The organism is Klebsiella sp. 141203 (assembly GCF_032601985.1).
GTDB lineage: Bacteria > Pseudomonadota > Gammaproteobacteria > Enterobacterales > Enterobacteriaceae > Klebsiella > Klebsiella aerogenes.
In genome coordinates this window covers 1-13,583 of the sequence record NZ_JAQIRL010000004.1, presented here as the reverse complement: position 1 = coordinate 13,583, position 13,583 = coordinate 1, and the positions used below count along the sequence as shown (strand labels likewise).

The 13,583-nt window shown below is 55.1% G+C and carries 11 protein-coding genes; 7 read left to right on the top strand and 4 right to left on the bottom strand.

The window, feature by feature from the left end; all coding sequences use genetic code 11:
* Nucleotide 1 precedes the first annotated feature (1 nt).
* Both viaA and ravA read right to left on the bottom strand, forming a co-directional pair.
* Nucleotides 2–1,450: an ATPase RavA stimulator ViaA gene (gene viaA, locus PGR29_RS16525; protein ID WP_015368996.1), complete on the bottom strand. Its 1,449-nt coding sequence runs from the start codon at nucleotides 1,448–1,450 to the stop codon at nucleotides 2–4.
* Nucleotides 1,447–2,946 carry an ATPase RavA gene (ravA, locus tag PGR29_RS16520; protein WP_087858859.1) on the bottom strand — a complete coding sequence of 500 codons (1,500 nt, stop codon included), beginning with the start codon at nucleotides 2,944–2,946 and terminating at the stop codon, nucleotides 1,447–1,449. Before ravA ends, viaA begins: the two co-directional genes overlap by 4 nt.
* Nucleotides 2,947–3,163: 217 nt before the next feature.
* On the opposite strand from ravA, the gene kup reads away from it, so the two are divergent.
* The 7 genes from kup to rbsR all read left to right on the top strand — a co-directional run bounded on the left by kup (nucleotide 3,164) and on the right by rbsR (nucleotide 11,070).
* Complete coding sequence (gene kup, locus PGR29_RS16515) at nucleotides 3,164–5,032, top strand: low affinity potassium transporter Kup (protein WP_015368994.1); 1,869 nt, start codon at nucleotides 3,164–3,166, stop codon at nucleotides 5,030–5,032.
* A 186-nt stretch (nucleotides 5,033–5,218) separates the two neighbouring features.
* Nucleotides 5,219–5,638, top strand: a complete 420-nt coding sequence (gene rbsD, locus PGR29_RS16510; protein ID WP_087858858.1) for a D-ribose pyranase — start codon at nucleotides 5,219–5,221, stop codon at nucleotides 5,636–5,638.
* Between the two features lie 10 nt (nucleotides 5,639–5,648).
* Nucleotides 5,649–7,154: a ribose ABC transporter ATP-binding protein RbsA gene (rbsA, locus tag PGR29_RS16505; RefSeq protein WP_015368992.1), complete on the top strand. Its 1,506-nt coding sequence runs from the start codon at nucleotides 5,649–5,651 to the stop codon at nucleotides 7,152–7,154.
* Nucleotides 7,155–7,159: 5 nt separating this feature from the next.
* Entirely contained in the window at nucleotides 7,160–8,125 is a 966-nt protein-coding gene (gene rbsC, locus PGR29_RS16500; RefSeq protein WP_316424925.1) for a ribose ABC transporter permease, read from the top strand.
* A gap of 27 nt (nucleotides 8,126–8,152) precedes the next feature.
* Nucleotides 8,153–9,043, top strand: a complete 891-nt coding sequence (gene rbsB / locus PGR29_RS16495) for a ribose ABC transporter substrate-binding protein RbsB (protein WP_015368990.1) — start codon at nucleotides 8,153–8,155, stop codon at nucleotides 9,041–9,043.
* A 98-nt stretch (nucleotides 9,044–9,141) separates the two neighbouring features.
* Nucleotides 9,142–10,074: a ribokinase gene (rbsK, locus tag PGR29_RS16490; protein WP_183269082.1), complete on the top strand. Its 933-nt coding sequence runs from the start codon at nucleotides 9,142–9,144 to the stop codon at nucleotides 10,072–10,074.
* Between the two features lie 3 nt (nucleotides 10,075–10,077).
* Complete coding sequence (gene rbsR, locus PGR29_RS16485; protein WP_087858857.1) at nucleotides 10,078–11,070, top strand: ribose operon transcriptional repressor RbsR; 993 nt, start codon at nucleotides 10,078–10,080, stop codon at nucleotides 11,068–11,070.
* Here rbsR and mdtD read toward each other — a convergent pair.
* Together mdtD and PGR29_RS16475 are read right to left on the bottom strand one after the other, a co-directional pair.
* Nucleotides 11,067–12,464: a multidrug transporter subunit MdtD gene (mdtD, locus tag PGR29_RS16480; protein ID WP_087858856.1), complete on the bottom strand. Its 1,398-nt coding sequence runs from the start codon at nucleotides 12,462–12,464 to the stop codon at nucleotides 11,067–11,069. The two genes, rbsR and mdtD, sit on opposite strands and share 4 nt — an antisense overlap.
* A gap of 13 nt (nucleotides 12,465–12,477) precedes the next feature.
* The gene (locus tag PGR29_RS16475; RefSeq protein WP_087858855.1) at nucleotides 12,478–13,179 is read right to left on the bottom strand and encodes a FadR/GntR family transcriptional regulator; all 702 of its coding nucleotides are present in this window, start codon (nucleotides 13,177–13,179) and stop codon (nucleotides 12,478–12,480) included.
* Between the last annotated feature and the right edge of the window lie 404 nt (nucleotides 13,180–13,583).

Here is a 13,583-nt window from a genome sequence, read left to right as displayed (position 1 = left end):
ATTAACGCCGCCAGCGACGCAGCAGACGGCTACGCAATCCGGTATCAAAGCGCCAGATATGATCGAAGATGCGCATGATGCCGGGTTTGCCGTGTACCGACATCGCCACCGCGTGAAAACGGTGCTGATGTTTGTGCTGCAGCTCCCCCACCTTATTGACCACCTCATCCGGCAACCGCTGGGCGATAAAATCGGAAATCACCACCGCATCGGCATCGACCCATTGCGGGCTTTGCAAACGCTCAACGATCGCGCGAAAACAGCTGGCCAGATCGGTGCCGCCGCGAAAACGCTGGCTTAAAAAACGGATCGCCTGCTCCAGCCCCTGCGGGCCGGTTAGCTCGTAGTGCACCACTTCGCTGGAGAACAGCATGATATAGCAGCGGCGGTTATCCGCTAGCGCGACGCGCATCAGCGCCAGACAAAAGGCTTTAGCGCATTGCTCGTTAAAGCCGCCCATCGAACCTGAGGTATCTACGCAGACAATAAATGGCCCGCGCGGCTGCTCATCAAAATCCTGCCGGGTTACCGGGCGTTCGGTTATTTTCTCCCGCCATGCGTCGCCGTGCAGGCGATAGGTTAGCAACTGTTTTTCCACCAGCTTACGGTAAAACTCGAACTCCAGTTCGGTGATGCCGAGCGTTGCCAGCTCTGGTGGCAACAGGCGCAGAATATCGTCGCTTTGCTGCAGGCCATCGACCTGCTCTGGAACCGTTGCCGGTTCACGAACCATTGCGCGGAAGGCCTCCATCGGCGCATCCTTCTTCGGCACCAGTTTGGCTTCCCGCGATCTGCCCAACTGCTCAGCCAGTTGCATCAGTTCCGGCTGTTGGCTGAGAAAATCACCATAGCGCACGATCAGCTGATAATCGCCACGTTTAAGTTCGCCGGCGCTCATATCCCACAGGCGGCCAGCGGCGTTGTCGTTTTCCACCAGCACCGGCTCTAGCTGCCCGCTGAGCGTCATTCGTTCCTGCACCTCGCTGAGCAACTGATCGCGCTCATCGTCTAATAGGTGCTGGTTGAGGGTGGTGGTCTGTACCACGAGGCTTAAGCGCCAGCGTTGTAAGAACAGAGTATGTAGCGCTGGGGTGAAGGTCGCGTTATCGTCCACCAGCTGCTGCGCCTGAGCGGCAAAGGGAGACTGGAGCTTATGCAGCTTGCCGAGGATCTGCGGCAGTTGCACGATAAATTGCGACGTTGAAAGCAGCTGAGCCTGCTGATAGATCTGTACTTCGGCGTCCAGTTCGGGAGGGATCTGCGTCTCTTTGAGCCGCGCGCGAACCGCTTCTCGCCAGCGCGGAATATCGGCGGCGATGATATTTTTCAGCCGCGGAAATTTTTCAAAGAACACCGCCAGTTGAGGAGAGGCCAGCAGCGCCAACAGCATCTCCTCGATCATCCCTTCTTCGCTGACCGCCAGCATGACATTCAGCATGTCGAGCGTCATGGCTGGCGCGCCTGTTTAATTTGCGCGCCGACGTCCTGCAAGCTGGCTTCGATACGCCCCAGCCAGTCGCCGGGAATAAACAGGCATTTTTGCTGTTCGCTAAAGCGGTTATGTTGTTGGTGCCATTCGTCATCCAGCGCTTCCAGTTGCTGGCGGATCTCGGCAGGCATATTTTCCTGAGATTCGCTGCCGGGCAGCGACAGGCGCGAGCCTTGCAGGCTGACGTCACGCACCACCAGGTGCTGGCTGGCATCGACATCCATCGTCAATGGCTGGGCAAAACCGATACCGTTGAGCTTGCCGCGGATCTCGCCGCCTTTCTCCAGCCAGTTGACCAGCGCATCGCGTTCGAAGGCGATATGAATGACTTCGAGATCGTGCAATTTCAGCGGTTGCTGGAGAAGCAGCGTCAACGTCTCGCCTTCAATTCCGTCCGGCAGTTCGTAATGCGGCTTACGGCTGAACATGCCGCCAACGCGCGTGACTTTAAGCGCGGTTTTATCGCTGTGCTGCTGCTGGATTTGAATGCGGCGTTGGATGATGGCGCCCAGTTTAGTCAGCATCGCCTGCTGGCCCCAGGCATGGCTGGTCATCAGGGATTCCAACTGCTGTGACATCAGATTCATACTTTCGATGTTATGCCACAGGCAATCTTTCAGCAGGATCAAGTCGATAGGCGCGATGGCGTCTCGGCCGCTAAAGAAGGCGCTGGCCTGCAGCAGACGGATGGCTTTTTTCCAGCGGCGATCGGAAACGTAAGGCGCATTCGGCAAGGCATCTAATTGTTGGCGCAGCTGGAAAACCAGCTCGAAGACATTGTCCGGCAACTTCACGGTACCAATATCATGCTGCCACTGGGTGAACTCTTCGGTGCTGATTTGCAGGTTTTCGGGAACCGGATTGCTGTTTTCATCCTGTTGGCTCACCAGCATAGAGCGGAAGTTAGTTTTATCCTGCACTTTATCCAGCCACAGGCGGATCAGCATGCGGTCATATAAGGCTTCAAGGCTGTTGTCCGCTTCGGGAAGTTCGTTCGACGCCGCAACCAGCAGGCGCATCGGGATTTTCTCTTCATGGGCGCCGTTGCGGAAGTGGCGTTCGTTGATGGCCGTCAGCAGGGTATTAAGGATAGCCGGGCCGGCTTTCCAGATTTCATCCAGGAAGACAATTTCCGCTTCTGGCAGATAGCCTGCCGTTAAACGCTCATAGCGGCCTTCATCTTTGAGGGCCTGAATCGACAGCGGGCCGAAGACTTCTTCCGGGGTGGAGAAGCGGGTCATCAGATATTCAAAAGCGCGCGCCTGCTTGAAAGCGAACTTAAGGCGACGGGCGATCAGGCTTTTAGCGATGCCGGGCGGCCCCAGCAGGAATACGCTCTCGCCGCTGAGCGCAGCCAGCAGGCACAGACGTATTGCGTGGCTGCGTTCAAAGAGTCCTTTTTCCAGAGCGGCGCTAAGTCGGGAAATTCTTTCTGCCAGTAAATGTGATTGAGCCATAATAGAGTTGCGTGCTTTGTCGTGTGTCGTTATTGCGTCGAGTATAGATGTTTGATTAGGGGTGGTAATAGCCTGAAGAATCGATTTATTTTCTTTGAGCTAAGTTAATATGGTGTCAGTTAGGGGTACGATTCAGCAAATAATCGTGCATACTGTGCGCTTTTTGTGGGCCAAGGGACTAGGCACACATTTGTTTTATAAACGAAAAGACTAGTCTATGAGCACTGATAATAAACAATCGTTGCCGGCAATAACGCTGGCGGCAATCGGCGTGGTTTACGGCGATATCGGTACCAGTCCACTGTATACTCTTCGCGAATGTCTGTCAGGCCAGTTTGGCTTTGGCGTTGAACGCGATGCGGTGTTTGGCTTTCTGTCGCTGATTTTCTGGCTGTTGATCTTCACCGTATCAATTAAATACATCACCTTCGTGATGCGGGCGGATAACGCCGGCGAGGGCGGGATCTTAACGCTGATGTCGCTGGCGGGGCGCAACACCTCGGCAAAGATGACCTCCGTATTGGTGATACTCGGCCTGATTGGCGGTAGCTTCTTCTATGGTGAAGTAGTGATAACCCCGGCAATATCGGTGATGTCGGCGATAGAGGGGTTGGAAATTATCGCCCCACAGCTGGATACCTGGATTGTCCCCATTTCCATTATTGTACTAACCCTGCTATTTGCTATTCAAAAACACGGTACCGGGATGGTCGGCAAGCTGTTCGCGCCAATTATGCTGATCTGGTTCCTGTTGCTGGCGGTGCTTGGCGCGCGCAGTATCCTCGATAACCCGGAAGTTCTGCAGGCGCTTAACCCTTACTGGGCGGTACATTTCTTCCTGCAGTACAAAACGGTCTCCTTTATTGCGCTTGGCGCGGTGGTGCTGTCGATTACCGGTGTGGAAGCGCTGTATGCCGATATGGGCCACTTCGGCAAACTACCGATTCGCGTGGCGTGGTTCTCGGTGGTGCTGCCATCACTGGTGCTTAACTATTTTGGCCAGGGCGCGCTGCTGCTGAAGCACCCGGAAGCCATTAAAAACCCGTTCTTCCTGCTGGCGCCGGAATGGGCGCTAATCCCGATGCTGATTATCGCGACCCTGGCGACGGTTATCGCCTCGCAGGCGGTGATTTCCGGGGTCTTCTCGCTGACTCGCCAGGCCGTGCGTCTGGGCTATCTGTCGCCAATGCGCATTATCCATACTTCGGAAATGGAGTCCGGGCAGATTTACATCCCGTTCATTAACTGGCTGCTGTACGTTTCTGTGGTCATCGTCATTGTCAGCTTCGAGCACTCTTCTAATCTTGCGGCGGCATACGGTATTGCGGTAACGGGCACCATGGTGTTGACCTCCATTCTGTCGGCGACCGTGGCGCGCAAAAACTGGCACTGGAATAAGCTGTTTGTCGGCCTGATGCTGGTGGCCTTCCTGTGTATCGATATTCCGCTGTTCTCGGCGAACCTCGATAAAATCGTCTCCGGCGGTTGGTTGCCGTTATCACTGGGCCTGGTGATGTTTACGGTGATGACTACCTGGAAGAGCGAGCGTTTCCGTCTGCTGCGCCGAATGCATGAGCATGGCAACTCGCTGGAAGCGATGATCTCCTCGCTGGAAAAATCGCCGCCGGTGCGCGTGCCGGGTACCGCGGTCTATATGTCTCGCGCCCTGAACGTGATCCCTTTTGCCCTACTGCATAACCTGAAACACAACAAGGTGTTGCATGAACGCGTGATCCTGCTGACTCTGCGCACCGAAGATGCCCCGTATGTGCATAACGTTCGCCGCGTGCAGATTGAGCAACTGTCGCCGTCGTTCTGGCGCGTCGTGGCAAGCTATGGCTGGCGTGAAACGCCGAACGTCGAAGAGGTGTTCCATCGCTGCGGCCTGGAAGGGTTGAGCTGTCGAATGATGGAAACGTCATTCTTTATGTCCCACGAGTCGCTGATTATCGGCAAACGGCCATGGTATCTGCGCCTGCGCGGCAAACTGTATCTGTTGCTGCAGCGTAACGCTCTGCGCGCGCCGGATCAGTTTGAAATCCCGCCGAACCGGGTTATCGAACTCGGTACGCAGGTGGAAATCTGATGTTAAAAAGCCCTTCAATAACGAAGGGCTTTTTTGTCTCTCACATCTTGATGTAACTTCTTGTCCACGTCTTGCGAAACGTTTCGATGGCGATCACATTTCTCTCTTCTGCCGGTGGTTTTCTGTTCGCTGATTGACAATACTTAGTCCAGCGAAACGTTTCGCTAGTGGAGCAAAAGAGAAAAAATGAAAAAAGGCACCGTACTTAACGCTGATATTTCTTCCGTTATCTCCCGCCTCGGTCATACCGATACGCTGGTTGTTTGCGATGCCGGGTTGCCGGTTCCCCGCAGCAGCGCGCGCATTGATATGGCGCTTACTCAGGGCGTACCTTCTTTTATGCAGGTACTGGAAGTCGTAACGACGGAAATGCAGGTTGAGGCGGCGGTCATCGCGGAAGAGATTAAAACCCATAATCCGCAACTCCACGCGACGTTGCTCAATCATCTTGAGCAGCTGCAGCAGCACCAGGGAAATACGATTGAAATTCGTTACACCAGTCATGAGCAGTTCAAAAAACAAACCGCAGATAGTCAGGCGGTAATTCGCAGCGGGGAGTGTTCCCCGTTTGCGAATATTATTCTCTGTGCTGGCGTCACTTTCTGAGGTCGCCGTCATGGAAGCTTTATTACAGCTGAAAGGGATCGATAAAGCGTTCCCTGGCGTCAAAGCGCTCTCGGGCGCGGCGCTGAATGTCTATGCCGGCCGGGTAATGGCGCTGGTAGGGGAAAATGGCGCCGGTAAATCTACGATGATGAAGGTACTGACCGGCATCTATACCCGTGATGCCGGTTCTTTGCTGTGGTTAGGTAAAGAAACGACCTTTAACGGCCCAAAATCCTCACAGGAAGCCGGTATCGGCATCATTCACCAGGAACTCAACCTGATCCCGCAATTAACGATTGCAGAAAACATCTTCCTCGGCCGCGAGTTCGTTAACCGCTTTGGCAAAATCGACTGGAAAAAGATGTATGCCGAAGCGGACAAGCTGCTGGCGAAGCTGAATTTACGCTTTAACAGCCAGAAGCTGGTGGGCGATCTGTCGATTGGCGATCAGCAAATGGTGGAAATCGCCAAAGTGCTGAGCTTCGAATCGAAGGTCATCATTATGGATGAGCCCACCGATGCCCTGACCGATACCGAGACCGAATCGCTGTTCCGCGTCATTCGCGAATTGAAATCGCAGGGGCGTGGCATTGTCTATATCTCTCACCGCATGAAAGAGATCTTCGAAATCTGCGATGACGTCACCGTATTCCGCGACGGGCAATTTATTGCCGAGCGCGAAGTGGCTTCGCTGGATGAGGATCGACTGATCGAGATGATGGTTGGCCGTAAGCTGGAAGATCAATATCCGCATCTCGATAAGGCGCCGGGCGCGGTCCGTCTGAAGGTCGATAATCTCTGCGGCTCCGGTGTGGAAAACGTGACGTTTACCCTGCGTCAGGGCGAAATCCTTGGCGTCGCCGGGTTGATGGGGGCCGGACGTACTGAACTGATGAAAGTGCTGTACGGCGCGCTGCCGCGTAGTAGCGGTTCCGTGACGCTGGATGGCCATGAAGTTGTCACCCGTTCACCGCAGGATGGTCTGGCTAACGGCATTGTCTATATCTCCGAAGACCGTAAGCGTGATGGCCTGGTGCTCGGAATGTCGGTCAAAGAGAACATGTCATTGACCGCGCTGCGCTACTTCAGCCGGGCGGGCGGCAGCCTTAAGCATAAAGATGAACAGCAGGCGGTCAGTGATTTCATTCGGCTGTTTAATGTGAAGACGCCTTCAATGGAGCAGGCAATAGGTCTGCTTTCCGGCGGTAACCAGCAAAAAGTCGCTATCGCTCGCGGGCTGATGACCCGGCCAAAAGTGCTGATCCTTGATGAACCAACCCGTGGCGTCGACGTCGGGGCGAAGAAAGAAATCTACCAGCTGATTAACCAGTTTAAAGCCGATGGCCTGAGCATCATTCTCGTCTCTTCGGAGATGCCGGAAGTGCTGGGCATGAGCGATCGCATCATTGTGATGCATGAAGGGCATCTCGGCGGTGAATTCACACGCGAGCAGGCCACCCAGGAAGTATTGATGGCTGCCGCTGTGGGCAAGCTTAACCGTGTGAATCAGGAGTAAAAAAGATGACTACCCAGGCTGTTACTGGTCGCCGCTATTTCACGAAAGCGTGGCTGATGGAGCAAAAGTCGCTGATCGCCCTGCTGGTGCTGATCGCGATCGTTTCGACCATGAGCCCCAACTTTTTTACCGTCAATAACCTGTTCAATATTCTGCAGCAGACTTCCGTTAACGCCATCATGGCGGTCGGGATGACGCTGGTCATTCTGACATCGGGAATCGACCTGTCCGTCGGTTCTCTGCTGGCATTGACCGGCGCCGTCGCGGCGTCTATCGTCGGTATCGAAGTGAATGCGCTGGTGGCCGTTGCCGCAGTGCTGGCGCTCGGTGCGGCTATTGGCGCGGTGACCGGGGTAATTGTCGCGAAAGGTCGCGTGCAGGCGTTTATCGCCACCCTGGTGATGATGCTGCTGCTGCGCGGCGTGACGATGGTTTATACCAACGGCAGCCCGATCAACACCGGCTTTAGCGATAACGCCGATCTATTTGGCTGGTTTGGTATCGGACGCCCGCTGGGGATCCCGACGCCGGTATGGATTATGGCGATTGTCTTCCTGGCGGCCTGGTACATGCTGCACCATACTCGCCTGGGCCGTTATATTTACGCGCTGGGCGGTAACGAAGCGGCGACGCGGCTTTCCGGCATCAGCGTGAATAGAGTGAAAATCATCGTCTATGCGCTGTGCGGGATGTTGGCTTCACTGGCCGGTATCATCGAAGTGGCGCGTCTTTCCTCTGCGCAGCCAACGGCGGGGACAGGCTATGAATTAGACGCGATTGCAGCGGTCGTACTTGGCGGCACCAGCCTGGCCGGTGGTAAGGGGCGCATCGTCGGCACGCTGATTGGCGCGTTGATCCTTGGCTTCCTGAACAATGGTCTGAACCTTTTAGGCGTTTCTTCCTATTACCAGATGATCGTCAAAGCGGTGGTGATTTTGCTGGCGGTACTGGTAGATAACAAAAAGCAGTAACTGAGAACTCTACAGGACATCTTAACTATGAATATGAAAAAACTGGCGACCCTGGTCTCTGCTGTTGCTCTAAGCGCGACCGTTAGCGCAAACGCGATGGCGAAAGATACCATCGCACTGGTTATCTCTACCCTGAATAACCCGTTCTTCGTTTCTCTGAAAGACGGCGCGCAGAAAGAAGCCGATAAGCTGGGTTACAACCTGGTGGTGCTGGATTCCCAAAATAACCCGGCAAAAGAGCTGGCGAACGTACAGGACTTAACGGTGCGCGGCGCTAAGCTGCTGCTGATTAACCCAACCGACTCCGATGCTGTCGGCAATGCGGTGAAGATGGCGAACCAGGCTAAAATCCCGGTCATTACCCTTGACCGCCAGGCTTCTAAAGGCGATGTGGTAAGCCATATTGCTTCCGATAACGTGCTGGGCGGTAAAATGGCCGGCGACTATATTGCGAAGAAAGTCGGCGAAAGCGCGAAAGTGATTGAGCTGCAAGGCATTGCAGGTACCTCTGCGGCGCGCGAGCGCGGCGAAGGTTTCAAACAGGCCGTGGCGGCGCATAAGTTCAACGTACTGGCCAGCCAGCCTGCTGACTTCGACCGTACTAAAGGTCTGAACGTGATGCAGAACCTGCTGACGGCGCATCCGGACGTGCAGGCGGTGTTTGCGCAGAACGACGAAATGGCGCTGGGCGCGCTGCGTGCGCTGCAGACTGCAGGAAAATCTGATGTGATGGTGGTTGGATTTGACGGCACTCCGGATGGCGAAAAAGCAGTAAATAGTGGCAAACTGGCAGCGACTATCGCCCAGTTGCCGGAGCAGATCGGCGTTAAAGGCGTCGAAACCGCTGATAAAGTGCTGAAGGGCGAAAAAGTGGATGCCAGCTATCCGGTTGAGCTGAAACTGGTCATTAAGCAGTAAAATGCGATTCGGGTCGGCAACGGCCCGAGGGACAACATAAAAAGAAAAGCAGGGCATGCGCCACCGGAGTCCGGTGGCGCGCTTTCCCGGGAATAAAGATGATGAAAACCGCAGGCAAACTTGTCGTCCTTGGCAGCATCAATGCCGATCACATTCTTAACCTTGAATCCTTCCCTACTCCAGGTGAGACCGTCACCGGAAACCACTATCAGGTCGCATTCGGCGGTAAAGGCGCTAACCAGGCGGTGGCTGCCGGGCGTAGCGGCGCGGATATTGCCTTCATTGCCTGTACCGGCGATGACGACATTGGCGAACGCGTCCGCCGCCAGCTAGCGAGCGATAATATCGACGTGGCGCCGGTGCGCGCCGTTGCTGGTGAATCTACTGGCGTCGCGTTAATTTTCGTTAACGCGGAAGGTGAGAATGTCATCGGTATTCATGCCGGCGCTAATGCGGCGCTATCGGTTTCTCAGGTTGAGGCGGAGAAAGAACGTATCGCCAGCGCGCAGGCATTGTTAATGCAGCTGGAGTCGCCGCTGGAGAGCGTGATGGCCGCCGCGAAAATCGCCCATCAGCATCAGACGACGGTGGTACTCAACCCCGCACCGGCGCGTGAACTTTCGGATGAGCTATTGGCGCTGGTGGATGTCATTACGCCCAATGAAACCGAAGCGGAAAAGCTGACCGGTATTCGCGTTGAGAGCGACGACGATGCCGCGAAAGCCGCCAGCGCGCTTCATGCGAAGGGAATTGGTACGGTGATGATTACTCTCGGCAGCCGCGGCGTATGGTTAAGCTGCGAGGGCGAAAGCCGCCGGGTTCCAGGATTTAAAGTTCAGGCCATCGATACGATTGCCGCTGGCGACACTTTTAATGGCGCATTTGTCACCGCGCTGCTGGAAGGCCGCGAAGTGTCAGACGCCATCCGTTTTGCCCATGCCGCCGCCGCGATTGCCGTCACCCGTAAGGGGGCGCAACCGTCTGTGCCGTGGCGCAAAGAGATCGACGAATTCTTGCGTCAACAGGGGTAATGCTTGGCTACCATGAAGGATGTGGCCCGCGTCGCGGGCGTTTCCACCTCGACCGTTTCTCACGTCATTAATAAAGACCGCTTTGTCAGCGAGGCGATTACCGCCAAAGTTGATGCGGCGATCAAAAGTCTTAACTACGCGCCTTCGGCGCTGGCGCGTAGCCTCAAGTTAAATCAGACGCGAACCATCGGCATGCTGATCACCGCCAGTACCAACCCGTTTTATTCGGAGCTGGTGCGCGGCGTGGAGCGTAGCTGTTTCGAGCGCGGTTACAGCCTGGTGCTATGTAATACCGAAGGCGATGAGCAGCGGATGAACCGCAATCTGGAAACGTTGATGCAAAAACGCGTCGATGGTCTGCTGCTGCTGTGCACCGAAACGCATCAACCTTCCCAGGAGATCATGCAGCGTTATCCGTCGGTGCCGACGGTGATGATGGATTGGGCGCCTTTCGACGGCGACAGCGATCTGATTCAGGATAATTCATTGCTCGGTGGCGATATGGCGACCCAGTATCTGATCGATCGCGGTCATACCCGTATTGCCTGCATTGCCGGGCCGCTGGATAAGACGCCGTCGCGACTGCGCCTGGAAGGTTATCATGCGGCGATGGCGCGCGCCGGGCTGGATGTCGCCGAAGGTTATGTCATTACCAGCGATTTTGAATTTGGCGGCGGTTTTACTGCGATGCAGCAACTGCTGGCGTTAACGCCACGGCCGCAGGCGGTATTTGTCGGTAATGATGCGATGGCGGTCGGCGCTTATCAGGCGCTGTATCAGGCCGGGTTGCGTATTCCACAGGATATGGCGCTGGTGGGGTATGACGATATTGAACTGGCGCGCTATATGACCCCGCCGCTTACCACCATTCATCAACCCAAAGATGAACTGGGGGAGTTGGCTATCGATGTGCTGATTCACCGCATGGCGGAACCCGGGCAAAAACAACAGCGCGTGCAGCTTACCCCCGAGCTGGTGATTCGCGGTTCAGCTTAATGCTTGTGCCGCTCCGTTATCAGGTTGCGGCCATCTTTGGCTCTGAGCAGCATAAACATCAACGCTGATACCACGGTGATCGCACCCATTGTGATAAAGGTATAGTGGAATTGTTCGATGGTGCTGGCGTTGTCAAACCCTTCATAAAAGCGCAGGACCGCCGCGCTGATGGCCACGCCCAGGCTAATCGACAGCTGCTGGGTTACCGCGAGCAGGCTGTTGCCGCTGCTGGCATTGTCATCGGTTAAGTCGGCAAGCGTAATGGTGTTCATCGAGGTGAACTGCGTGGACATCGCCATCCCCAGTACAAATAGCGGCAGTAGTAGCAGCCAAAGCGGCATTCCCGGCGACTGCAGCGCAAACTGCGCGATCATCAGACCAATAAAGATGGTGACTCCCACCAATGTTTTGCGATAACCAAACCAGCGCAGGATCTGCGTGACGGTCGACTTGGCGATAATTGAGCCGATGGCCGTCGGCGCAATCATGCAGCCGGCGATAATGGCCGGGTAGCCGAAACCGACTTGTAGCATCAGCGGCATCAGGAACGGCACGCAGCCGGTACCTAACCGTGTCGCCAGGTTACCGGCGATTCCGACAGAGAAGGTATGGGTCTTAAATAGAGAGAGCGAAATCAGCGGAGTGGGATGGCGACGAGCATGTCGAATATAGGCCAGCATGAGCACGACGCTCAGGGCGATGACGGCCAGCGCCAGCCAGCTGGCGACAATTTTCTCGCCAAAGAGCTCAATACCGCTGGAGAACAGCACCAGGCTTAAACCGAAAAGCACAAAACCGCTGGTGTCGAAACGACGGCGGGGCGTGGTGAAGTCCGGCATATATTTGCGGGCGTAGAGAATGCCGATGATGCCAATCGGGATATTAATCAAGAAAATCCAGTGCCAACTGGCCCAGGTAACTAACACGCCGCCAAGTACAGGACCGAGGATGGGGCCGACCAGTCCGGGCATGGTAACGAAGTTGAGTACCGGCAGCAGTTCGCTACGCGGATAGGCGCGTAACAGCGCCAGACGCGCAACCGGCATCATCATCGCGCCGCCGATCCCCTGGATAACGCGGAAGACAACCAATTCGGGAAGCGAAGTGGAAAGCGCGCAGGCGAGGGAGCCCAGGGTAAACAGGCTAACGGCAACGATAAAGACTTTGCGGGTGCCAAAGCGGTCAGCTAACCAGCCGCTCACCGGAATCAGCATCGCTACCGTCAGGGTGTAGCTGATAATGGCGGATTGCATCGCCAGCGGGGAGTGACCGAGGCTATGCGCAATCGCGGGAAGCGCGGTATTAAGAATAGTGGCGTCCAGCGCCTGCATAAAGAAAGCCATGGCCGCAATCCACGGCAGTCCGGCCATACTCAGCCCTTTCTTCCCGGTCATGCCATTTCCTTCTTTATTTACCTGTATGGTTTGGGGTATTCAATAATGTCTGGCAGGCAAGCTGCGCGCGCGGGCCGTCGCTTTCCTGAATGGCGTCAACAATAGCCTGGTGCAGATCGAGTTTAACGACTTCATTTTGCGTAATCGAGGTGAAATAGGTCTGGTATACCGAATGGAATAATGACGCGAAAGAGGTGAGAAACGGATTGCCGCTCATCGCATAGATATGTTCATGCCAGGCCATATCAACTTCAATCCAGCGTTCGCGGATAAAATGCCTTTTTAGTTCGATCATTTCTTCCATTAGCGTATTGAGCTGCGCTTTCTGCTCGGAGGTGCCGGTTATCGCCGCCAGAAAACAGGCCTGAGGCTCCAGGCTGCTGCGCATCACCAGGAAATGGCTAACCACCTCGGCAAAATTATCTTCCGTCAGCCACCAGGCGAGCAGCTCTTTATCCAGAAAGTTCCAGCTGCTGCGCGCCAGAACGCGAGTACCGATACGCGGACGCGGAAGCAGCATGCCTTTAGCTGCCAGCGTTTTTACCGCTTCTCGCACTGCCGTCCGGCTCACGCCAAACTGTTCACCCAGTTCCATTTCACCAGGAAGGATGCTCTCTGGCGGATATTCGCCGGTGAGGATTTTTTGGGCGATCTTCTCCGCGATGACCCAGGAGATGTTTTTTTGTGCCGCCAGCTGCTGTGCGCTTATAGACATGAATGCCGTTCCTTTCTCTTTTCTACTTCATCAGTATGCCATCTGGCGGCTTGTTTCGGTGGTTAAAACAGCAAAAGGGCGTTTTTTTACGGTTTTAACACCGCCTTTGGCGAAAAAAGAGACGGTTGAAAAGTTTTTTGAAAACAGGGCTTGTCAACGTCTCAGAACTCCCTATAATGCGCCTCCACTGACACGGAACAACGGCAAGCAAGCCGCCGGGCCAGCAGGGTTTTAGCGGTAAATAACAACGCTGAAAACCGACAGAGAAAAGTGAAAATAAACGCTTGACTCTGAATGAGGAAAACGTAATATACGGGACCTCGCAACGGTGAGCTGAAAGCCGCGTTGCAACTGCTCTTTAACAATTTATCAGACAATCTGTGTGGGCACTCAAAGTGACATGG